Annotated in this window: 17 protein-coding genes and 1 tRNA gene; 7 read left to right on the top strand and 11 right to left on the bottom strand. The window is 48.4% G+C overall.

All coding sequences use genetic code 11. The features are described 5' to 3' along the window. Positions 1 to 179: 179 nt before the first annotated feature. The 6 genes from ABF87_RS08870 to ABF87_RS08845 form a co-directional block, all read right to left on the bottom strand. Positions 180 to 272 (bottom strand) — tRNA-Ser (locus ABF87_RS08870). Positions 273 to 338: 66 nt separating this feature from the next. Then, positions 339 to 1,568: an aspartate kinase gene (locus ABF87_RS08865; protein WP_160828764.1), complete on the bottom strand. Its 1,230-nt coding sequence runs from the start codon at positions 1,566 to 1,568 to the stop codon at positions 339 to 341. Positions 1,569 to 1,740: 172 nt separating this feature from the next. After that, positions 1,741 to 2,526: a 16S rRNA (adenine(1518)-N(6)/adenine(1519)-N(6))-dimethyltransferase RsmA gene (gene rsmA, locus ABF87_RS08860; protein WP_160828763.1), complete on the bottom strand. Its 786-nt coding sequence runs from the start codon at positions 2,524 to 2,526 to the stop codon at positions 1,741 to 1,743. After that, positions 2,516 to 3,523, bottom strand: a complete 1,008-nt coding sequence (gene pdxA / locus ABF87_RS08855; RefSeq protein WP_160828762.1) for a 4-hydroxythreonine-4-phosphate dehydrogenase PdxA — start codon at positions 3,521 to 3,523, stop codon at positions 2,516 to 2,518. The genes rsmA and pdxA overlap by 11 nt, the downstream gene beginning before the upstream one ends. Further along, positions 3,520 to 4,854, bottom strand: coding sequence for a peptidylprolyl isomerase (locus ABF87_RS08850; RefSeq protein ID WP_160828761.1), 1,335 nt, complete (start codon positions 4,852 to 4,854; stop codon positions 3,520 to 3,522). Before ABF87_RS08850 ends, pdxA begins: the two co-directional genes overlap by 4 nt. A 35-nt stretch (positions 4,855 to 4,889) precedes the next feature. Beyond that, on the bottom strand, positions 4,890 to 7,133 hold the full coding sequence (locus ABF87_RS08845; RefSeq protein WP_160828760.1) for an LPS-assembly protein LptD: 2,244 nt from the start codon (positions 7,131 to 7,133) through the stop codon (positions 4,890 to 4,892). Positions 7,134 to 7,798: 665 nt separating this feature from the next. Here ABF87_RS08845 and ABF87_RS08840 point away from each other — a divergent pair. From ABF87_RS08840 to ABF87_RS08825, 4 genes are all read left to right on the top strand, one after another. After that, entirely contained in the window at positions 7,799 to 9,733 is a 1,935-nt protein-coding gene (locus tag ABF87_RS08840; RefSeq protein WP_160828759.1) for an ATP-dependent DNA helicase, read from the top strand. Positions 9,734 to 9,903: 170 nt separating this feature from the next. Next, on the top strand, positions 9,904 to 10,437 hold the full coding sequence (locus tag ABF87_RS08835) for a response regulator transcription factor (RefSeq protein ID WP_160828758.1): 534 nt from the start codon (positions 9,904 to 9,906) through the stop codon (positions 10,435 to 10,437). Next, positions 10,418 to 11,065 (top strand): response regulator transcription factor, encoded by a 648-nt coding sequence (locus tag ABF87_RS08830; protein WP_240143603.1) that lies wholly within the window; start codon positions 10,418 to 10,420, stop codon positions 11,063 to 11,065. Before ABF87_RS08835 ends, ABF87_RS08830 begins: the two co-directional genes overlap by 20 nt. A 96-nt stretch (positions 11,066 to 11,161) precedes the next feature. Further along, positions 11,162 to 11,533 (top strand): hypothetical protein, encoded by a 372-nt coding sequence (locus ABF87_RS08825; RefSeq protein ID WP_160828757.1) that lies wholly within the window; start codon positions 11,162 to 11,164, stop codon positions 11,531 to 11,533. Positions 11,534 to 11,561: 28 nt separating this feature from the next. Here the strand turns inward: ABF87_RS08825 and ABF87_RS08820 are convergent, their stop codons facing one another. From ABF87_RS08820 to ABF87_RS08810, 3 genes are all read right to left on the bottom strand, one after another. Then, positions 11,562 to 12,074, bottom strand: coding sequence for a CNP1-like family protein (locus ABF87_RS08820; RefSeq protein ID WP_160828756.1), 513 nt, complete (start codon positions 12,072 to 12,074; stop codon positions 11,562 to 11,564). Continuing rightward, positions 12,071 to 14,083 (bottom strand): DUF3501 family protein, encoded by a 2,013-nt coding sequence (locus ABF87_RS15405; RefSeq protein WP_160828755.1) that lies wholly within the window; start codon positions 14,081 to 14,083, stop codon positions 12,071 to 12,073. Before ABF87_RS15405 ends, ABF87_RS08820 begins: the two co-directional genes overlap by 4 nt. 104 nt (positions 14,084 to 14,187) lie before the next feature. After that, complete coding sequence (locus ABF87_RS08810) at positions 14,188 to 14,607, bottom strand: rubrerythrin family protein (protein WP_160828754.1); 420 nt, start codon at positions 14,605 to 14,607, stop codon at positions 14,188 to 14,190. Between the two features lie 377 nt (positions 14,608 to 14,984). On the opposite strand from ABF87_RS08810, the gene ABF87_RS08805 reads away from it, so the two are divergent. Next, positions 14,985 to 15,266, top strand: a complete 282-nt coding sequence (locus ABF87_RS08805) for a hypothetical protein (RefSeq protein WP_160828753.1) — start codon at positions 14,985 to 14,987, stop codon at positions 15,264 to 15,266. 168 nt (positions 15,267 to 15,434) lie between these two features. Here ABF87_RS08805 and ABF87_RS08800 read toward each other — a convergent pair whose 3' ends face one another. After that, positions 15,435 to 17,930, bottom strand: a complete 2,496-nt coding sequence (locus ABF87_RS08800) for an EAL domain-containing protein (RefSeq protein WP_160828752.1) — start codon at positions 17,928 to 17,930, stop codon at positions 15,435 to 15,437. 278 nt (positions 17,931 to 18,208) lie between these two features. Here ABF87_RS08800 and ABF87_RS08795 point away from each other — a divergent pair, with 278 nt between their 5' ends. Both ABF87_RS08795 and ftsH read left to right on the top strand, forming a co-directional pair. Further along, on the top strand, positions 18,209 to 19,585 hold the full coding sequence (locus ABF87_RS08795; RefSeq protein WP_160828751.1) for an outer membrane protein transport protein: 1,377 nt from the start codon (positions 18,209 to 18,211) through the stop codon (positions 19,583 to 19,585). A gap of 121 nt (positions 19,586 to 19,706) precedes the next feature. Next, complete coding sequence (ftsH, locus tag ABF87_RS08790; RefSeq protein WP_160828750.1) at positions 19,707 to 21,533, top strand: ATP-dependent zinc metalloprotease FtsH; 1,827 nt, start codon at positions 19,707 to 19,709, stop codon at positions 21,531 to 21,533. 46 nt (positions 21,534 to 21,579) lie between these two features. On the opposite strand, the gene ABF87_RS08785 is transcribed toward ftsH, so the two are convergent. Beyond that, a complete protein-coding gene (locus ABF87_RS08785) occupies positions 21,580 to 21,810 on the bottom strand; it encodes a hypothetical protein (protein ID WP_160828749.1) in 231 nt (76 codons plus the stop codon). Positions 21,811 to 22,178: the final 368 nt, after the last annotated feature.

Raw genomic sequence — 22,178 nt, 5'->3', positions numbered from 1 at the left:
AGGAAATTTCCAGACAGGTCACTACGACGAGGATTGTTTGTCTTGCAGGCGGGTTTTAGATTGTTCGGGCTGATGCCGAACCGGCGGGAATAGCCCTAAACAGAGCGATTATTTGTTATGGGTTTTTATGTTGGCCAGATTTCAAAATAACTTGTAAGTCATTGATTTTATTGAAGTTATGGCGGAGAGAGAGGGATTCGAACCCTCGATAAGCTTTTTGAGCCTATACTCCCTTAGCAGGGGAGCGCCTTCGACCACTCGGCCATCTCTCCGGTGTTGATTCACAGAAGCAGTGAGATTCTATTCGAAAAAGTGATTGGTGTGTACAGTAAATCCAATCAGAGCGTTTGTTCCAGATCAAATGCCTTATGAAGTACTCTGACCGCTAATTCCATATATTTCTCATCAACGACAACGGATATTTTAATTTCTGATGTGGCGATCATCTGGATATTGATGCCTTCTTCTGCGAGTACCCGGAACATTTTGCTCGCGATACCGGCATGTGAGCGCATGCCTACACCCACTACCGAAACTTTGGCGATTCTATCACCTCCGAGCACATCGCGTGCACCTATGTGCGGTTGAATTTTTTCTCTCAGAATATTCATTGTGTTTTTGAATTCGTTGCGATGAACCGTGAACGAAAAATCGGTCAATCCATCATGACCCACATTCTGAATGATCATGTCAACATCGATATTGGCATCTGCCACAGGCCCTAGGATTTGATAAGCAATGCCAGGATGATCAGGAACACCCAACACAGTAATTTTCGCTTCATCACGATTGAATGCGATACCTGAAATGACTGCTTGCTCCATATTCTCATCTTCCTCAAAAGTAATCAGGGTGCCTTGCCCTTCTTCCTCAAAGCTGGATAAAACTCTCAGCTTTACTTTATATTTTCCGGCAAATTCAACAGATCGCAGCTGCAGGACCTTTGAACCCAGGCTTGCCATTTCAAGCATTTCTTCAAAGGTGATGGTATTCAGTCGTCTGGCTTCGGCAACTACACGAGGATCTGTGGTGTAAATACCATCAACATCGGTATAAATTTGACATTCATCGGCTTTTAAAGCCGCTGCCAAGGCAACGCCAGTGGTATCAGAACCGCCCCGTCCCAGCGTAGTGATATTGCCTTTCTCATCGACGCCTTGAAAACCAGCTACTACGATGACATAACCTGCGTCCAGATCTGTGCGGATTCTTGATTCATCGATGCTCAAAATACGAGCCTTGGTGTATGTGCTATCGGTCAGAATTCTGACCTGAGAGCCGGTGTAGCTTTTGGCGGGAACACCCAATTCCTTGAGTGCCATGGATAAAAGCGCAATCGATACCTGTTCGCCTGTGGATACCATGACATCCAACTCACGTGCATCGGGCAATTCCTGGATTTCTTTTGCGAGTGCAATTAACCGGTTTGTCTCACCGCTCATTGCCGATACCACGACGACAATTTGATGGCCTTGCGAATGAAATTTAGCTACGCGCCGAGCTACATTTTTTATTCGTTCAGTACTTCCTACTGATGTACCGCCATATTTTTGTACGTAAAATGCCACGAAAAATTTGCTCGCCTGTGTTGGACTACGAAAAAAAGTGCCTTATTTTACACGATTCGGCAAAAATTGCGATTGAACAGATCGTGATTACATCATTTAGTTCGAACAGAGCCGAACGGTGCATCATCTTTCATTTGCAGCGATTCACCGGGATGCGGATTACTACCATCGTTCAGTAGAGATTACCGATTCGTTGATGAAGAAAGTTTGAAATGGCGACAAAATCATTCACCGCTAAATTCTCGGCCCGCAACCCTGGATTGAGACCGAGCGTATCAAAATCATCGGCTGTTAAATAACGTTGCAACGTATTACGGATGGTTTTTCGGCGTTGTGAGAATGCCGCTGCGACCACCTGGGATAATAAGCCGATATCGTCAGCATTCATCAACGCTGAAGAGCGAGGCACCAGATGCACAATGGCTGATTCCACTTTCGGAATGGGATGAAACGATTCGGCTGGCACGCTCAATACATACTCCATATCGAAACGATATTGCAGCATCACCGAAAGGCGGCCATATTGCGAGGTTGCCGGCACTGCGACCATGCGATCAACGACTTCTTTTTGCAACATGCAATGCATGTCGTGAATGTGAGCTGCAAAAAGACTGAGGTGAAATAATAATGGCGTGGAAATGTTGTACGGGAGATTGCCGACGATGCGTAACCGATTGCCGAGCGAAGAGAAATCAAATTTCAGGGCATCGATCGCATGAATGGTCAAGTGGTCAGGTGAGTATTCAGCCCGCAATTTCTTGACGATATCCCGATCGATCTCAACGACATCAAGATGCCTCACGTGCTGTAGCAGAGGCAGTGTCAGTGCGCCCAGGCCGGGGCCGATTTCGACGATCTGATCCGTTTGCTGTGGATGGATCGCAGCAATGATTTCGGCGATGATCCCCTGATCGATCAGGAAGTTCTGCCCGAAGCGTTTACGTGGATTATGCCGCATGATGGGTTGAGCGGCTATTCTCGGCCAACTGCAGGGCAAGTTCGATGGCTGCGCGTAAACTGCTCGCATGCGCTCGTCCGCTGCCTGCAAGCTCCAGCGCAGTGCCATGATCGACGGACGTGCGAATGATCGGCAATCCCAGTGTGACGTTGACGCCTTCTCCAAAGCTCGCATGTTTCAGTACCGGTAATCCCTGGTCGTGATACATGGCAAAAACACAGTCGTAATGCTGGAGCTGAGCTGGCGTGAACAGGGTATCTGCGGGAAGAGGGCCGATAAGGTTCATGCCTTCGGCTCTAAGCTGATTGAGCACAGGAATGATGATGTCGATTTCCTCACGCCCTAAATGACCCGATTCTCCGGCATGCGGATTCAAACCTGCCACGGCGATGCATGGGCTAGGTATCTTGAATCGCGTCACTAGATCCCGATGGATGATGGACAGTTTTTTTGCGATCGTATCAGCTGTGATGGCGGCAGCGACATCTTTGAGCGGTAAATGCGTCGTTGCCAATGTAACACGCATGTTTCCGCCTACCAGCATCATGACCACCGCACTATGGGTCAATTCAGCCAAGAATTCGGTATGTCCGGTAAATGGAATATGAGCCTCGTTGATGATTCCTTTATGTACGGGCGCGGTAACCATCGCATTGAACTGTCCGGATTGACATCCTTTTACAGCTTCGCGCAGGGTAGTCAGCACATAGTCGGCGTTGCGCGGATTCAATCGTCCAGCCTGAACCGGTTCTGCCAGCGGAATCGGCGTGATATGAAGGTTTCCCGGTTGATGTGGATTCATTATAGTGTCAGCAGCATCGATGAGTCTTAGCGGCAATCGAAGTTGCTGGGCACGGATCTGCAATAATTCATGGTCGGCGATGACCACGAGCTTACAAGGCCAAGGTCGCTGTGCGATTTGTATGCACAAGTCAGGGCCGATTCCTGCCGGCTCTCCAGCAGTCAGCGCTATGGTCGGAAAAGATTTAACCGTCATTGATCGTCATCATCCAGCCGAATTTCGACATAGGCTTGATCACGCAATTGGCGTAGCCACTCCTGAATCACCACATCCGCTTTACGTGTTCGAATTGCCTGGCGCGCAGCCTGTCTGCGACGATCCAAGCTGACATCCTGGGTGCGGCGCTCGATGACCTGAATAAGATGCCAGCCGAATTGAGTTTGAACAGGTTCACTGATCTGACCTGGCAATAACTTATTCATGGTTTGCTCAAAGGCAGCCACAGTATCGCCGGGTGAGAGCCAGCCGAGATCGCCACCCGATGATGCGCTGGTGTCTTCAGAATAGAGTCGGGCCAATTCCTCAAACTGTTCCCCTCGTTCAAGACGTTCCTTGATTTGAGTAATTTTGAGCTTGGCTTCATGCTCAGAAGTGAGTTCGTTGATCTTGATCAATATATGCCGTGCATGAGTTTGATCGATGATTACGGTTTGCGTTTCCTGAACACGTCTGCCCAGCAGTTTGAAAATATGAAAACCTGATGGGCTCTGTACGATCGGCGTCAATTCGCCAGGTTGAAGCGGAGCAAGCATTTCAGCAAACTTCGGCCCCATTTGTGAAATCGGGCGCCATTCGATGATACCGCCTTTGGAAGCATCCGCTGCATCAGAGAATTCGGCAGCAACTTTGGAAAAATCAACGCCGGCCTTGAGTTTTTCCAGTGCCTGCGTGGCACGTTCGCTCCGTTGCTGAATTTGACTCGAATTCATGCTTTCGGTGATCAGAACGAGGATGTGCGCGAGACGATATTCGTCGTTACCGACTGCAGATGTTTCTTGCGTTCTGAGAAAATTGTCGACTTCTCCTTCTGTCACGTTGACTTGATGTTTGACTTCTCGTTCCTTGAGCCGCGCCATGATCATTTCATCAGTGATCTCATTGCGGAATTTTTTATAGCTGATGCCGTCTTTGTCCAGAGCGGCATAGAATTCAGGCAAGGATAATTTATTGTCATCCGCAATGCGGCGAATGGTTTCATCGATTTCACTTTCACTGACCGACAATCCAACGTCCTGGGCGTGCTGAAGTTGAATCCGCTTGGTGATGATGGATTCGAGCACCTGGTTCTGCAATGTCGACTGATCTGGAATCTGAACGCCTTGCAACTGAAGCCGTTCGGTAGCAATTTTGATGGCGTCATCGAGTTCCTGACGTGTAACGACATCCTCATTGACGATCGCGATGATGTGATCAATGGATTTTTTGGCCACCGGTAGCGGAAGCGGCTCCATATCGTCGGCCATGACAGGCAATGGCGCTAAGGTCGCGATAAGAAAAAGGCTGCAAAGGCAATTTCTTGTATGCATAGAATGGTGACAGTATGGGTATGAATTCTGAAAGTTTAATAAACGCTGGTATAGCCAGGAATGCTACCTTGGAGTACCTGTAGCGGATTATTGCCAATACCCATTAATCCTTTCAATTCTAATTGCACAAACACCGCCGTGGTGGTGGTTTGAGTCGCCGTTGTCAGCCGCTGAACCACGAACCGCAATGCCCAGCAGCACGAGTTGTATTCGAAACCCGCCAACCCGGCGAGAATTTTGTCATCCTGTAAAGAATAATTGACCCGTGCGACGCCATGCCAATTGTTGGTGATGGGCCATTGAATCGAGGTATCGACTTGTTCCAATGGGTTGACTCTGGGCACGGGTATGGTCGGATCCAGAATATTACGCGTGAATCGATAACCAAAATTGACCACCTTGCCGGGTTCCGGCTGATAACTGATGCCGGAGCGAACCTTTTCAACCAAGAGATGTGATTCATCCATTTGTATATTTGCATCGGTGCTGATATGCGGAGTCAGACGCCCGGAAATGGCAGCAATAAAATCCGATTTTCCGCTGGTGACCTGCGGGGTGCCAAGTATCAGTACCCGCGGATCGTGGAAATTGAATTGCTGACCGACGGCCAGTCGCAAATGTTCGATGCCCGTTTCTTGATCAACGAGACGAGAGGTGAGTGCAATGGTCGCGCGATTCGCGTCATTGATCCGGTCTCCGCCGCTGAAGCGATTTTCGGTAAGGATTTGGGCAAAGCTGAAGTCATTGATCGCCGAGTCAAAATTGGGCAGGTAGTCCTGATTCCGGTAAGGGATGTAGGTATAGAAAAGACGCGGCTCCAGCGTTTGAATGAATTTCCTGTCGCTTAGCTCCAGTTGACGGTCGAATGCGATGCCACTGTCCAGGCTGACGATCGGGATTGTGCGGTCTATGTTACTGCCTTTATCAGGAGCGGTGTCGGGCGCTCCTGATAGGTTGTAATTGGTGTAATGAAGTCCAAATTTGGGCGTGATATAGCCATATTCATTTCGCAATGGCAGGCTGACACTGGGATGAAATACAAAACGTTCTCCGTCAATCTTTTGAGGATGGTAAAAGTTCGTCCAACTGCTCTTGAGTTCAAAGTCCATTCCTGCGACGTTGTGCTTAATTGCATTCAAGGCAAAGTGCGGGAGTCGTTCATACGGAGAAACAAATAGGGCGAATGGATCCTGGATCGTCTGAAAACGCTGCACGAAACCCGTCAGACTGATCGAACCGCCGGTACCGAATTTACCTCCATAAGATACTCCGGCTTGTTGGGACAAGTTGGTCAGACTGGTTTGAGCAAGATTGGGTGTCAATTCGCGAAAATAAAGGTCGTCGGAAACGCGGTTATAATTTAGAAAACCTTGCCAACCCTTGCCAAAATTTTGCCCATGGGTATACAAAATTCCCCACCGGGTCTGGTTGGTATTGATATCCTGCGGAAGAATGTCAAACAACAAATTCCCATTCATCGACTGGGTCATGTATCGCAGTTCGTTGCTCAGCAAGAAACCGCGCAGGGTCATGATGCGTGGCGCTACCGTGGCATCAATGTTGGGCGCAATATTCAGATAAATCGGCAGCGCGACATCGAAGCCGGTTTTGACGTTATAGCCGAAGAGAGGCGCCAATAAACCCGTTTTGCGTTTTCCGCTGTAGGAAAAGTATAGCCATGGGGAATACAGTATGGGATTGTCCTTAAACATGATACTGACGTGACGGGCAGTGCCTACTTCTGTTTTATTGTCAATTTCCAGTTCCTTGGCACGGATGTACCAATCATGATTACCTTCAGGACAGGTCGTGTAATTGGCATCCTTGAGCCGGTAATTGTCATTGCCTTCGAACAATAACACGCTGCCCGCGCCGCGTCCCTTGCCCTCTTTGATGTAATACCGCGGTTCCGACATCTGACCTTCTTGAGTTTGCAAATTCAATTGCAGGTCACTTCCTTTCAACGTATCTTTGGGGCGCTCCAAGCGTACATTACCTTCCACTTCAGTATCTTCAGTGGTTTGATAATATTTCATCCGGTCAGCAGTCAGTACTTTATCGTCGTAGTGCAATTCCGCATTACCCTGCGCTTCCACTTCCTGTTTGTAGTAGCCGGTAATGCGGTCCGCTTCGATGTGAACGGGTTTTCTTTGAGGCTTGACGACGGGTTTTTGTTCATTTTCCTGTCGAATGGATGATTCTTCATTGCTCAATCCGACGGAAGGCATGGCAGCTAACAATGATCCAATGAAAATATTTCGAAAAATATTTCTATTCATGGTGTAACGATGAATGGAGCAAGAACACGGCAAAGTCCAGACAAAATATCCTTTTTCCTATTTCTGAAATCCTGGGTCGACCTGGATAGTAGGCAGCAGACCTATACGATTGATCATGTGAATATTGAAGTAACTCGAGTCGGATTGAGTAGTTTCAATGATGGGAAATTGCTTTTTTCCATCTTCATATCAGCAATGACACGCATAATATTATTCAAATTGATTGAATATTGTACTATTTCTGAGCGCCTGTTATCCATCAGAAAAATCTACAGCATGTAATTTGTATCGACGGATGAATCAGGATCAAGTCGAATCGGCCAACTCTCGCAGAACGCGGCTAATACGATGATTTTCTGATTTGAGGACAACCAAGCGATCGGCGACAGTATAATAAAGGTCAGGGCAATTGTCTTTATATATGCGAAGGAAACTCAGAAAATTGATTGACCGTGAGCAGTGGCAATGCAAGATAAAATTAGGTGAGATAGCACAGTTTACGGTGTCTTAATAAGTGTGTGAATCAAGTTTCGACGCAACCAAGCTGAATCCGAGCACAAGATATTTTCAGAGTTTCCCTGCATAATTTTCGATGAGCTCCTCACACATGTGCAGTTCAGTAAGCCTGAGCAGACTCGTATTTGAATCGATCATTTTCAAAATTCATGTTTGACTTACACTCCATCTTTTCCAGCAATGGCATGCTTTCCGAGCATATTCCGGGATTCCATGTGCGTTCTCAGCAATTGGAAATGGCCCAAGCCATTGCGGATGCAATTGAGAGGCATCGTGTTCTGGTTGCCGAAGCAGGCACGGGAACGGGGAAAACGGTTGCTTATTTGGTTCCGGCCTTACTGCTGGGGGGCAAGGTGATCATCTCCACCGGAACCAAGACCTTGCAAGATCAACTTTTCAGCCGGGATATTCCGATGGTGCGATCCGCCCTCCAGATACCGGTTACGATTGCGCTGTTGAAAGGGCGTGCCAACTATATTTGTCACTATCATCTGGAGAAAAGTTTGCAAGATACTCAGGCAACCTTTGCTAGCCGTGATGAAATTCAATACCTGCACCATATAGCGCGTTACGCTAAAAACAGCAAAACAGGGGATAAAAGCGGCCTCAGGGATGTCCCGGAAAATTCGGGGGTATGGCAGATGGCCACGTCAACGCGCGAGAATTGCCTCGGTTCCGAGTGTCCTCACTTCAAGCAATGCTTCGTTATGGAAGCGCGCAAGCAAGCTTTAACGGCGGATGTCGTGGTGGTGAATCACCATTTGTTCTTTGCTGATGTGATGTTGCGCGATGAGGGATTGTCAGAATTGCTGCCGGCTTGTAATACCGTTATTTTTGATGAAGCGCACCAATTACCGGAAACGGCCAGCCTGTTTTTTGGGGAGTCGATCAGCACCGGTCAATTACTGGATCTCGTTCGCGATGCAAAAATAGAGGCCATCCAAGGCGCTGCAGAGGTAACTGCGCTGACCAATGCGATTGCCGTGGTGGATAAATCCATACGTGATCTGCGCTTGACGATCAAGGAAGACAATATTCGTTTGTCGCTTGCGATACTGAAGCACAATACAGATTTCTGCCGGGCGCTGGATAATTTGCTGGATAAGCTGACGGCGCTTGTGAAATTGCTCGAAAGCCAGGCAGAACGCTCCGAAGGGCTGGAAAACTGCCGGCAGCGTGCGTCGAATCATTTATATGTGATTCAACGTTGGCGTGATGAAACTAAAATGCGCGATCACGTGCGTTGGATTGAAGTGTATCATCAGGCTCTGCAATTGCATGCCACACCGTTGACCATTGCCGAGATTTTTCAGAAGCAAATGAATGCATCTCCCCGTGCGTGGATTTTTACTTCAGCAACCTTATCAGTAAAAAAGGATTTTTCCCATTACAACCATGAAATGGGATTGGCGGCGGCACAAACGGCTTGTTGGGATAGTCCGTTCAACTTTGCAGAGCAGGCATTACTATATGTGCCCATGAACCTGCCAGAACCTCATCAGCAGCAGTATACCGACCAGGTCGTGCAGGCTGCATTGCCGGTATTACGGGCCAGCCGCGGTCGCGCTTTCTTTTTGTGCACCAGTCTGCGAGCGATGCAACGCGTGCATGAACTGCTCTTGCAAGCCGATGAATTTGATTTCCCTTTATTATTGCAGGGTCAGGGCTCCCGTTCTTTTTTGCTGGATCGGTTCCGTGCGCTGAACCATGCTGTGCTGATCGGCAGTCAATCGTTCTGGGAAGGCGTGGATGTCCGGGGGGATGCATTGTCACTGGTCATCATCGATAAGCTGCCCTTTGCATCACCGGATGATCCGGTATTATCAGCACGTATCGAAAAAATGAACAATGAGGGACGCAATGCCTTCATGGAATACCAATTGCCGCGCGCCGTCATCAATTTGAAACAGGGCGCCGGCCGGTTGATTCGGGATGAAACCGATCGGGGCGTATTGATGATTTGCGATCCCCGGTTGACTACTAAGGCCTATGGCAAGCAAATCTGGCAAAGCTTGCCGCCAATGAAACGCACCCGTGAATTGGCCGAGGTCGAGCAGTTTTTTGCCCAGCGTGAAGCCAAATAGCCCGTATGAGTGAAGCCATCATCTAAAGTGCTTCAAAAAAAGTATCAGGTCAAGTGATGTGCGGCGAGACTTGAACAATTGGTTGATTTCATTAGATGAACGATCATTTCTGTATCAACGGCAGTGTAAAAAATGCTATTCTGCCGTCTGCACTGCTTTGCGGAGAAAAAATGCATTCTATTACTGTGGCAATCGTTGATATCGGGCAGGATCAGCAGCGGCAAATGCCTATCAATGATCTTTTGCGCCACAACGGCGATCAGATTGAGTTATTGGTCGATCTATCGTCGGATGGCGCTCAATCAACGGAACGTCGGTGCACGGTACGAGATGATCTTTCCTTTGTTGAAAATGCCATTGCTCGGATCCGCCGGTTGAATCCGCAGATTGTATTGATGAATACTGGCCAGACAATCCAGGAGTGTTGTGATTTGTTATTGGCGCTGCAGGATCAATGCCCTGATACCCAAGCGCTTCTGGTTATCGATGAAGACATCGAAGAAAATGATCTGATCAAGGCACTTGCCTGCGGGGCCCGAGGGTTCGTTACTGAAAACCTTGAGTCGCTTGATTTTTCCAAGGTGGTGACCGCGATCGATCGGGGCGAAGCCTGGGTGTCGCGCAGCATGACCGCCAAGCTTATGCACCAGATCGTTGCAGGGGCACGGGATTTCGCAGAGGCGAATGTTGATTCTGCTGGCTAGCAGCAATAAAGACATGCTTTCGCGATGGGAACACGGCTTATTTGGCTTGGCTTCCACGACGTCGTCGCATAGTTTTCAGTCACTGACTGAAAAATTAGTCAAGTTGAGGCCCGGCATTTTATTTTTGGATTATGCATTACCGGGCTTGAAGAACCAGCAATCCATCGATGAATTGATTCATTTGGCAAACGATACCAAAATCGTCATCTTCAGCCCCGGATTCCCTGACGACATTGAATGGAAGCTCTTCAAGATAGGGATCAAAGGATGTTGCCTGCATGATTTTCAGCCTATCCAGATCAAACGAGTCATTGACGTTATTTCCCGTGGAGAGCTGTGGATTCGCCGGTCATTGACCAATCGCATCTTGAGTGAATTGGTCAAAGTCACCTTTGAAAAGAATCGAATCGAGCAAGCCGTGCGCGATCTGCTGGAAAACTTGACCCGGCGGGAGTATGAAATCGCAATGCTGGTAAGCCGGGGCGACAGCAATAAGAAGATTGCCCAACAGCTTGCCATTACCGAGCGGACCGTCAAGGCGCATTTGACCGAAATTTTTCGAAAACTGCATATTTCCGATCGTATTAAACTGGCATTGATCATGAAGGACATCATCAAATCATCCTGATAGATGGCATCATCCCTGATAATGAAACGATGACCGTCAGAAAAAAGCGTTTTTGCCGCAATATGAATATTCGAGTTTATAGATGAGACGTATGTTATGACTAATACATTGACCGTTGCCTTGATCTCTCTCACGCTAATGCTGACCGGCTGCGGAGGAACCAGAGAACATAAAATCAGAGAAGAAGTCCTTGCCGATTCTCAAATGTCCGAAGAGGTACGCCAGGCCATCGATCAAAGAAATTTGCTGGTCGGAATGACGAAAGAGCAAGTCATTGCTGCATGGGGAATTCCGTGCAAATGGTGCTTTGGCACGCGCAAAAGCCCGAGCGGCGATACTTGGGAATACAGCGCCTTTGGTAAGGAAAAGGATTCTCCGGTCACGGGCTCGGATGTTTTCGGTTTACGAAGCGGGATTTATCTGTATTTCGATCGCCATGGCACGCTGAAACATTGGTCTCGAAAATGACGCTGTGGCGCGATCGAATTCGGCGTTTTCAGGGGAAAATGCTGGGGTGTTTACCTGCTTTTAGAGCGTGAACAGCTTCATCGGCATTGCTGACGATTTGCCGGTGCGGGCAGAAAAAATTCTTTGCGAGCTCACGCTGGGCATAAAATTGTCTGACATAATCCAATCTCTGCCATTCCGATAGCCGCGGTTGCGCCCATGTTTTATCGTCGCGGCCAAGCGCATACAATTTCCGCTCGTTGGTTTCGCAGCGAATGCCTTCGTAAGTGATGTTCATGACGCCCGACGACGATTTGATGGCCAGCGTAAAGCGAATGACGCCATCCTCGCCGATGTTGATCGAGGATGTATCGACGAGATACTGGTTGCTCGTGACGGCGCCGGCATCGAACTTCATCAAATGCCGGGCGTCGGGATAAGCAGGAAGTTGAGTCATTTGCTCAGTCCAGGTTTTATCGCTTTCAAACTCGTCCTTGAAGGGCGGCTTATTGATGCACCCCCCCAACAGCACGAGCAATGTCAAAAGCAGCACAGATTTCATGATGCCGATAAGTCATTTATCAGCGATGCGCGTTTAGCGGTATCGGTGATCTCAATCGTCGTGTGATAGGCAGGATGGTCAACGCCCATCCGCAATGATGCGCCTTGCTGGAGTGCTTTGATCAGAATGGGAGTCAGCTCGAATCGCAGAAAATGAACCGATGAGGTTTTTTCACTGTTTTCCCGCTCCAAATCCTCATCTGCGATGGCATACACGGGCGCATGATCGCCAATTCTGATCCAGACGCGATCTTCAATGCCAATTAGATCTGCCAATCGAGTGGCGCGCACGGCCGGATCGGGATATTCGATCATCATGGTGGCCTTCCAGTTGTGACCATCCGGAATCAATGGCGTGTACGTGCGAAGTTCATGCATGATCTCATCTTCCTGAAAAATGCGCTCGACATGCAGCATTTCCTGGATTTGATAGCGAATTGTCAACGTATCCTCAAAAATCAGCGTGATGTTTTCTCCCAAGTGAATTTTGCGCGCCTTCTTATGCGTCATCACTTGAGCACGAAATTCTTTGCGGATCTTGGCGTACGCTTCGAGCGTCAATAAGCTGTCTCGTGTGATTGATGTCATCGAATTATCAGGGGAATTTATTCCAGTAGAGAGGATTGAATCGGAAACCAACACTGAAGAATGCTCAGGCGCGTTCTCGGTGCCATAGGCCATCCATAATAGTGTCAGCGGGTGTAATTTCTGAGCTTTGCCGTTACCGTTTCCATTACTGAGGCCGATGCCCTGTTCGATATGCCGGGCAGCAATCGCGCAATCTGAGCTGATGTAATCCGGATCCGAGCTTGCCATTTGCTTGAATACCGGCCGGCCTATTTTCATCGATTCATCAAAATGCTCGCTCTTCACGCCCCACGTCCCATCATGACCGGAGCAGCGCTCAACGGTATTGAGACGGGTCCCGGGAACAAGTTGCAATACATCGCGGGTTTTTTTTCCGATATTCTGTACGCGCTGATGACAGGGAATATGATATGCCACGTTACCCAGCGGTTTCTTGAAGTCTGTTTTGAGAAGATTATCCTGATTTCTCAGCGATAAATACTCGAACGGATCAAACATCGCGGCCGCTACCGCCAAAACCGCCTCATCGTCCGGGAACAACAATGGCAATTCCTGTTTATACATCAGTGTGCACGAAGGCACGGCCGTGAGAATCGCGTAACCTTCCCGAGCCAATTGATACAGGTAAGGGATATTGTGCTGTTTGAGTTTTTCAACCGCTTCCAAATCGCCTAGCTCTAATTTCGGCATGCCGCAACACGCTTCTTTTTCGACCAGGCATGCCGGTATTTCATTGTGCGCCAGTATATTCAATAAATCGTGGCCAATACCGGGTTCATTGAAGTTAATGTAGCAGGTTGCATAAATCGCAACTTTACCCGGTGTGCGGGCGCCATTCTTTACGGTAAAGGTCGCATTGGGCTTGGCAGTTTTGCGGAATTTCTGGTCAGTGTATTCCGGTAATATCCGGTCAGCATGAATTCCCAAAGCGCTGTCCATCCATTTGCGCGCCAGAGGATTTTTATTGATGGCGTTGACTGTGGGAGACGCGCCAGGAAGCGTGGCGAGCTTGCCCATCAGATCGGTATCGGACAAGAGCTTGTCGCGGAATCCGGCGCCTTTGTTCTTATAACTGACCGCTTTCGCACGCAACATAAGATGCGGAAAATCGATGTTCCATTCATGCGGGGGCACATACGGGCATTTGGTCATGAAACACATATCGCACAGGTAACAGCGGTCGACCACATCCCAGTAATGTCGTTTGTCGACACCGTCCAGTTCGCCGCTGATGCTTTCATCGATCAAATCAAACAGGCGGGGAAACGCCGTGCATAAGTTTACGCAGCGGCGGCAGCCATGGCAGATATCAAACACCCGTTCCATTTCCTGCATCAGGCCGGACTCATCGTAGAAATCCGGATTCTTCCAATCGATCGGATGACGTTTCGGTGCTTCGAGACTGCCTTCACGAGTTGCCATAAGTGAATGTGCGGAATATAGAGTGGATCAAAAAATTTTGGATTTGATGACAGCGAATTTAACCAGAAAGAATTTCTGGTTAAATTGTATACATGGTTTGCTGATTAATCAGCCAAGCTGTCCAATGCGCGTTGGAAGCGATTGGCATGTGAGCGTTCAGCTTTGGCCAGGGTTTCGAACCAATCGGCGACCTCGTCAAAACCCTCGTCGCGCGCTGTTTTTGCCATACCGGGGTACATATCGGTGTATTCGTGAGTTTCACCGGCAATGGCCGTTTTGAGATTGTCGCGGGAGGAGCCGAACGGCATGCCAGTGGCTGGATCGCCGCAATTTTCGAGGTATTCCAGATGACCGTGCGCATGACCGGTTTCACCTTCGGCAGTGGAACGGAACACCGCAGCGACGTCGTTTTGCCCTTCGACATCCGCTTTAGCGGCGAAATACAGGTAGCGCCGATTGGCCTGAGATTCACCGGCGAATGCAGCTTTCAAATTCCCTTCAGTCCTTGATCCTTTGAGTTCCATTGTCTTCTCCTTTTTAACTTCTCGATTTGAGTATATTTATAATTTTTCGCACAAAACCTATCGTGATGAAATATGAGAAACGAAGACAAGAATCAATGACTTGCATCTGGCCAACATTGCCTCAACTTGATCAGAGCATGGCGAGTGCGTAAAACACAACATCTGGTGCGTGCGTGGAGACTATCGAAGGGTGTATGGATTGTCAACTATTCGTTGCAATTCAAATCTGTTCGACAATTTCTCAGAAAATGCAGAGCGATGAGAAAAATTACGCGTTGCTTTGAAGGAAGTTTCAAAAATTTGAACCTGTGAGAGCGGATATGGTGTAATTCGTTTCCAGAACGAATGGCTTTCAATCACCGAGGAATACCGCGAAGATGCAACCCACTGTGCTTATCAATCGGAATCGTCATACCGCGTTGACCGTTGCCACGCGCGGAAAGGATCTGCTCATCATCAAGCTGGGTAAAGGTAAGCTCACAGTCACTGCGTTATCATTGGACGAAATCAAACGTCAGGGCTATCAGACGAGCGATTATTCACCGAGAGTTGCGGCGCAATCCTATCTGCAGCACGGCGCTGGTGTGAGTGAAAAGGCAAAGAAATACCTTGAAAAAATTGCGGAAGGTGAATTTTCTGATCATCTGCTGTTTACCTAAGGAATCCTGTGCTGGTCGGGCGCCGCAAAATAAGCAGGATACTGGCGGAAATGATGAATATCCTTTCTGAGTCTGATTCCATGCAGCGTGAATACAGTCTTTCAGTATTTCTGAGGCATATGGAAACCTTTAATCCTCGGCGATGCATTCCACCTTCTGTACGATGTCTCAGCATACCGTTGCGCGGCGCGGTTCCTCAGGTTGTGGATGGAAGACAAACGGTCTGGCGATGCCATAACCCTGGACGTAGTCGACGCCGATTTCCTTTAATAATTGTGACGTTTGATCATCTTCCACCCATTCGGCAATGGTTTCCAACCCCATCACATGGCCGATGTGGTTGATCGACTCAACCATCGCGCGATCGATAGGATCAGTCAGAATGCCTTTCACCAGACGACCGTCGATTTTCAGGTAATCCAACGGAATATTCTTCAGATAACCAAAGGATGATAAGCCGCTTCCGAAATCATCCATCGAGAAACGGCACCCCAATTTCTTCAGCGTCACGATGAATTTGATGACGTGCTGAAGATCAGCGAGCGCTACATTTTCGGTAATTTCAAAGCAAATCGTAGCGGGATTGTTGTGATAAGCTTTCAAGTGATCAATGACGAAGTCGAGAAAATCTTCATTTCCCAATGCGTGCGCAGATAAATTGATCGCGTACAGTACATTGAATTGATCATTCTGGCGCGTTTTGAGTAAATGCATTGATTGTTCGATAACCCAACGGTCGATCATGAGCATCTGATGATAGCGCTCGGCTGAGGGTAAAAACGAACCAGGCAGAATTAATTGACCCTGTTCGTCTTGCAGGCGCAGCAAAAATTCACCATGTTCGGCAAATCCGTCCTCATGGGAGATGGCCGTGATCGGCTGAAACAGGAGCTGCAGGCGGTGATCGGCAATGGCTTTTTGCAGACGCGGCAGCCACTGCATTTCTCCCGATCTTTTTTGCAATAGATCATCGTTGGTCTGATACACATGAACCCGATTGCGCCCCTGTTCCTTGGCGGCAAAGCACGCACTATCGGCGGCGCTTAATGCGCTTTCCAGACCATTGTTATCCTGGTTGATAGGAAACAATCCGATACTGACGCCGATGGTGAATGTCTTGTCCTGCCATTGATAACGAAAGTTTTCTACCAATTCGCGCAAGAGGTTGGCCACTTGCAATGCCTCATTTTCCGGACAATGCTCCAGAATAATTCCAAACTCATCACCGCCGAGCCGCGCGAGCGTATCCCGGGTGCGAAGCTTGGAATGCAGCAGTGCCGTTACTTGACGGAGCAATTCGTCGCCGGCGCTGTGACCGCAGGTATCATTGATGACTTTGAATTGATCCAAATCGAGATAAAGCAGGGCGTGCGTGTCGTGTGGACGCGTCGAAGCCAGAATCTTGTTCAGGCGGTTTTCGAATTCCTCGCGATTCAATAAGCCGGTCAAAGAATCATGGGCAGCCTGATACGCCAGTTTTTGCGTCAATTTGCGCTGCTCGGTGACGTCCCGAAAAGTCAATACCGTCCCGATAATGTCTTTACTGTTGTTCAGGATCGGGGCGATCGAATAATCGATGATACGTTCGGAGCGATCCTTGCTGATGAGCAGACATTCAGCATTACGCTCCAACCGTGTCGAGGTAGCAGAGCAATAGCCCAGAGGATTGTCAATGAGCGCTTGTGTCGAGGCATCCAGGATGGAAAAGACCTGCTGTAAATCCAGGCCTTGGGCTTCGATGTTGCGCCACCCGGTAAACAGCTCGGCTATCGGATTGAGAAATGTAATTTTTCCCGATGAGTTGGTGGTGATGACCGCATCTCCAATGCTCGCCAAGGTCACTTGAAAAAGCTCTTTCTCGTGTTGCAAGATTTCATTCGATAGTGCAAGTTCCGCTGTGCGTTCCGCTACTCGGTGTTCCAACTGCTGCTTGGCATGCTGTAAGGCCTGTTGTGAAAGATCCTTCTCGGCAATTTGATTTTGGAGTTCCATATTGATTGCATGCTGGCGATTTTGGGCCTGGAGCAAGCGATTCAATAAATCGACGTTATCGAACCGCAAATTGAGTGAATCAGTGATGGTTTGATAGAGTTGATGAGAAATACTGACCATCATCAGCAGAAAAAATAAGTAAGTAAAGGCGATGAGCAAATAACCGCTTTTTTCGTGCGAAATCACCTGATAAATAAAAGGGACGGTTGCTGGCACTGAGAAAGCGAAAAAGGCGCCCCGGTAAGAAGATAATGTCGCCATTGCGCCAGCGATCATCCCTCCCAGAATGTACGCCAGAAATAATTGATGAAGAGGACTGTCTTCAACGAAAAAAACACCACCAGCAATGCCCCATAAGACGCCGGACAGCAATACAGCGCCTACAAAAAGCCGTCCCCATAGGACAGATTCAATGGCTGAGGGTTTTTTATGGAAATAAAAATGAATTAATAATTGTCTGCCCAGCGCAAGCGCATAAATAGCCATTACCCAGCTCAGCAGCCAACTGGAGGGAAAGTATTTCCATGAAATGAAAGCAAATGCCGGAGAAATAATCAGTGTGGCAAGATGTGCTTTGCTGGCTTGCTGATAGAGCAGTTTGATTTGCTCAGCTAGAAGCCCGGTAGCATGATCAAATTGCTGAGGCCGGGGATCTTTTGCGTAATTGTCCAATCGAGATCCTTTTTACCCGTCATTCGATATAGTGTGGATAGCGCATCCTTCATTCGATGATAGATCCAATATATATTACTTAAACAGCGAAATAAACTGAATTCATGCAGGTAATTCCAAAACAATCAAAATAAATGAAGAGGTATTTATTTGAGGTTGCTTAGAATGATTTATTTTGATTAATTCGATTGACAGTTTAAATATTTCATTCAAAAATTCAGGTAAATAGCATATTAGGGCTGATCAAAATGGCGCAACGGCAGAACTGCTTGGATGAAATGCTAAAAAAGATACGGATCATCGTAGGGCGCAATCATGGTTGCGCACGTGCTCTTTTACTAGGGTCTTGGTTGGCGTTTTACCCTGTTTCGGTGCTGAGCGCAGGCATTGCCGTGATGGAACAAAGCGTCAAGGAATTGGGCCAAGCATTCTCGGGCGCTCCGACCAATACTGAAGACGGCAGCATGGTGTTTTTCAATCCAGCGGCAATGAGTCAGGTTCGTGGTCGGCTGCTATCTATGGCAGGCTATGTCATTGCTCCCTCAATCACGTTTCACAATCAGGCGTCTCAGCTAACCCCGCTGGTGAGTGGTGCGCCGTTAACGGGTCATCATGGCGGCGATTCTTCCAAGATCGCTTTCATTCCGAATGTGTATTATGTTCATGAACTCACTGATCGGATTGCGATCGGCATCGGATTCAATACGCCTTTTGGGATGAAAAATAGCTATCCTTCCGATTGGCAAGGACGCTATCAAGCCCTTGATTCGGAAATTATGACGTTGAATTTCAATCCTTCCGTATCGTTCAAGATCACTGAAAAATTTTCTGTAGGTGCCGGTTTTAATGTTCAGTACCTGCATACCCGCCTGACGAATGCCATCGATTTCGGTAGCATTTGTTCGCTACAAGTGGGAGCGGCAGCGTGCGCAAGCCAGGGTTTGTTGCCCCAGGCTGCCGATGGGCATAACGCGCTGAAAGGAGACAGCGTAGGATTCGGCTACAATATCGGTGCTCTGTATAGCTTCAACGATAATAATACCCGGCTCGGAGCCAGTTATCGCTCCAGAGTCAGCCATGATATTCACGGCCACAGTAATTTTTCAGTGCCGGGAAATGCGGTGTTAATGACACGCGGTGGACAATTCGTTGATACCGATGCGCGCACCTCGGCGACGTTACCGGATACTGTGCTATTTGGCTTATCTCATCGCGTTAGCCCGCGTTGGATGGTGTCAGCGGACGCGCTGTGGACGCATTGGAGCCTGATCCGTGAATTGCGCACCGATTTTTCATCGGCGCAACGGGATGACATTCTGGATTTAAAATGGCGGGATACGTGGCGTTATGCTGTCGGTATCAACTATTCTTCTGAATCGAACAAATGGATAGTCAGAACGGGATTTGCCTATGATCAAACACCTGTTTCAAGTGCGCAGCATCGATCGCCGCGAATTCCGGATGCCAGCCGTTATTGGCTGACAGTGGGCCTGACCTATGCGGTATTCAAGAATGTTCATCTTCATGCGGCTTATGCGCATTTGTTCATGCCCGATACCGGAATCGATCATCGCGGTGCGACAGGCGATCGCCTGGTTGGGCACTACACCGAGCAGATCAATATCGGCGGCTTGCAAATGGACTGGCGATTCTAAAACAGAACACCAATCCGTCTCTGCCATTTTGCTGAACTTATCATTCGGGTAGGATATCTTAATCGCGATTTGTCTGATAACAATCTGGTGAGGTCATGCATCCAACATTCTGAGGTAATCAATGGATAAAACGAAAATCAACTTCTGGTTTGTCATCGTGGCCATGCTGGGTTTGCTGCTGATACAGAATTTATATACGCAATATACGCAGGTGGAGCACATTCCCTACAGCCGTTTTCAGCAGCTTCTGGAGCAGGAACGAGTGGCTGAGATCGCTATTACCGAAAATCAGATTTTCGGTACGCTCAAGGAAAAGCATGCCGATGGCTTCAAGGAATTTGTCACTACCCGGGTAGCGCCTGATTTGGCCGAGATGCTGGATAAGCATCATGTGGTCTATACCGGTGTCGTGCAAAGCACATGGTTACGGGATTTGCTGTCCTGGGTCGTGCCGACGGTCATCTTCATCGGTATCTGGTTATTCCTGATCCGACGCATGGGCAGCAATATGGGCAGCGGATTGATGTCGATCGGCAAAAGCCGCGCCAAAGTATTTGTTGAGAAAGAAACCAAAGTTACGTTCCAGGATGTTGCTGGCGTGGATGAGGCCAAAGAAGAGCTGATCGAAATCGTGAGTTTCTTGAAAAATCCTGCGGATTATGGCCGTTTGGGCGGGCGGGCGCCGAAAGGCATTCTGCTGGTGGGGCCGCCGGGTACGGGTAAGACTCTACTGGCGCGGGCTGTCGCGGGCGAAGCGGGTGTGCCTTTTTTCTCGATTTCCGGTTCGGAGTTCGTTGAAATGTTTGTCGGGGTCGGAGCGGCCCGGGTGCGTGATCTGTTTGAGCAAGCGCGGCAAATGGCGCCGGCCATTATTTTTATCGATGAATTGGATGCGTTGGGTCGTGCCCGGGGTGCCTACGGCGGTTTTGGGGGAGGGCATGACGAGAAAGAACAAACGCTGAATCAACTGCTGGCCGAACTGGATGGTTTCGATCCGAGTAGCGGCATTGTGTTGCTGGCTGCGACTAACCGGCCGGAAATTCTCGATCCGGCGCTATTGCGCGCCGGACGATTCGACCGCCAGGTATTGGTTGATCGGCCCGATAAAATCGGACGTGAACAAATTCTTTTGGTGCATGCCAAGAAAGTGAAGTTGCATTCCGATGTCAAAATAAAGGAAATTGCCGCATTGACCCCAGGATTTACCGGCGCGGATTTGGCGAACCTGATCAATGAAGCCACCTTGCTGGCTACGCGACGCAGCGCGCCTTCGGTCGCGATGGAGGATTTCAATAATGCCATCGAACGCATTGTCGCGGGACTGGAGAAACGTAACCGGCTGCTGAATCCCGAAGAGCGGCGCGTGGTTGCATTCCACGAACTGGGGCACGCCATGGTAGCGCTGGCGTTGCCGCGCACTGATGAAGTGCATAAAATCTCGATCATTCCTCGCGGCATCGGAGCGCTAGGCTATACCATTCAACGCCCGACTGAGGATCGTTACCTGATGACTCGCGCCGAGCTCACCAACAAAATGGCGATTCTGTTGGGTGGCCGTGCAGCCGAGCAGGTGGTGTTCGGCGAAACTTCCACCGGCGCGGCCGACGACCTTGTGCGTGCCACCGATATTGCCCGTGCCATGGTTCTGAAGTATGGCATGAGTGAAGCATTGGGCAATGTGGCATACGATCGCGAACAATCCACTTTTTTGCAACCTAACATCGCGTTACCGCCAAATCGCAATTACAGCGAAGAAACAGCCCATAAGATCGATATTGCCGTTCGCTCGCTCGTGGATCAGGCGTTAGCCTGTGCAGTCGGTATTTTGCAGAAAAACCGCGTATTGTTGGATCAAACTGCAGAAAAGCTGCTGAAGGATGAGACGCTCAATCAACCGGAGATTCTCAAACTCAAACTAGCCATAGTTTCAAATGCATCGGAAACTTGAATCCAGAAGTTATCTCGCATGGATGATGAGGAGCATAAGGACGATATTATTCAAAGTTGAGAAACCAATCAATTTCCTTTTGATAAAGAAGTTCCGAAAAACTACTGCGCTTGATCTTGCCGTAATTGAAATCAGACTCAACTTGCTTGAAATCATACTTGAACTGCGTTTTTTCACCCGCATATGGCGTTTCGGATTGCGGTTCATTTTTAACGATGTTCTCAAGCTGGAAAATACGGGATGATGAGCTCTCTGCTGAGTACTTATCATCTTTCATGAAGCATCATCTATCTCCTACAAGTCACTTCATATCATTGAAACTCCTGCAATGTGGAATTCTTGCGAGTTACTCAGATTCCGATCAGTTTGCAGACTGCGAGCAGGCTTATCGTAATTCGTTTAATTCAATGATTAAAATGAATATTCGTATCTCAAAACGTTATCGGTGCGCTATCCACATATTTTTTTCTAAGTAATTATTTAGAAAAAAATATGAAATTTGCCAATATATTTTTACTTCAAATTTTCATAACATCGAACCGGAGCGAGCGAATGTGGTTTGAATTTTGATGACACCGCAAGGGGTAGAGGACTTATTACGCGCTTTTGGCTTGCAAAAGCTGTAACTGCCAGGTTCTCTATGGT

The sequence above is a fragment of the Nitrosomonas sp. JL21 genome (assembly GCF_009833095.1).
Lineage (GTDB): Bacteria > Pseudomonadota > Gammaproteobacteria > Burkholderiales > Nitrosomonadaceae > Nitrosomonas.
Note: the sequence above shows the minus strand (reverse complement) of the source record. Positions and strands in the feature narration are given on the sequence as shown.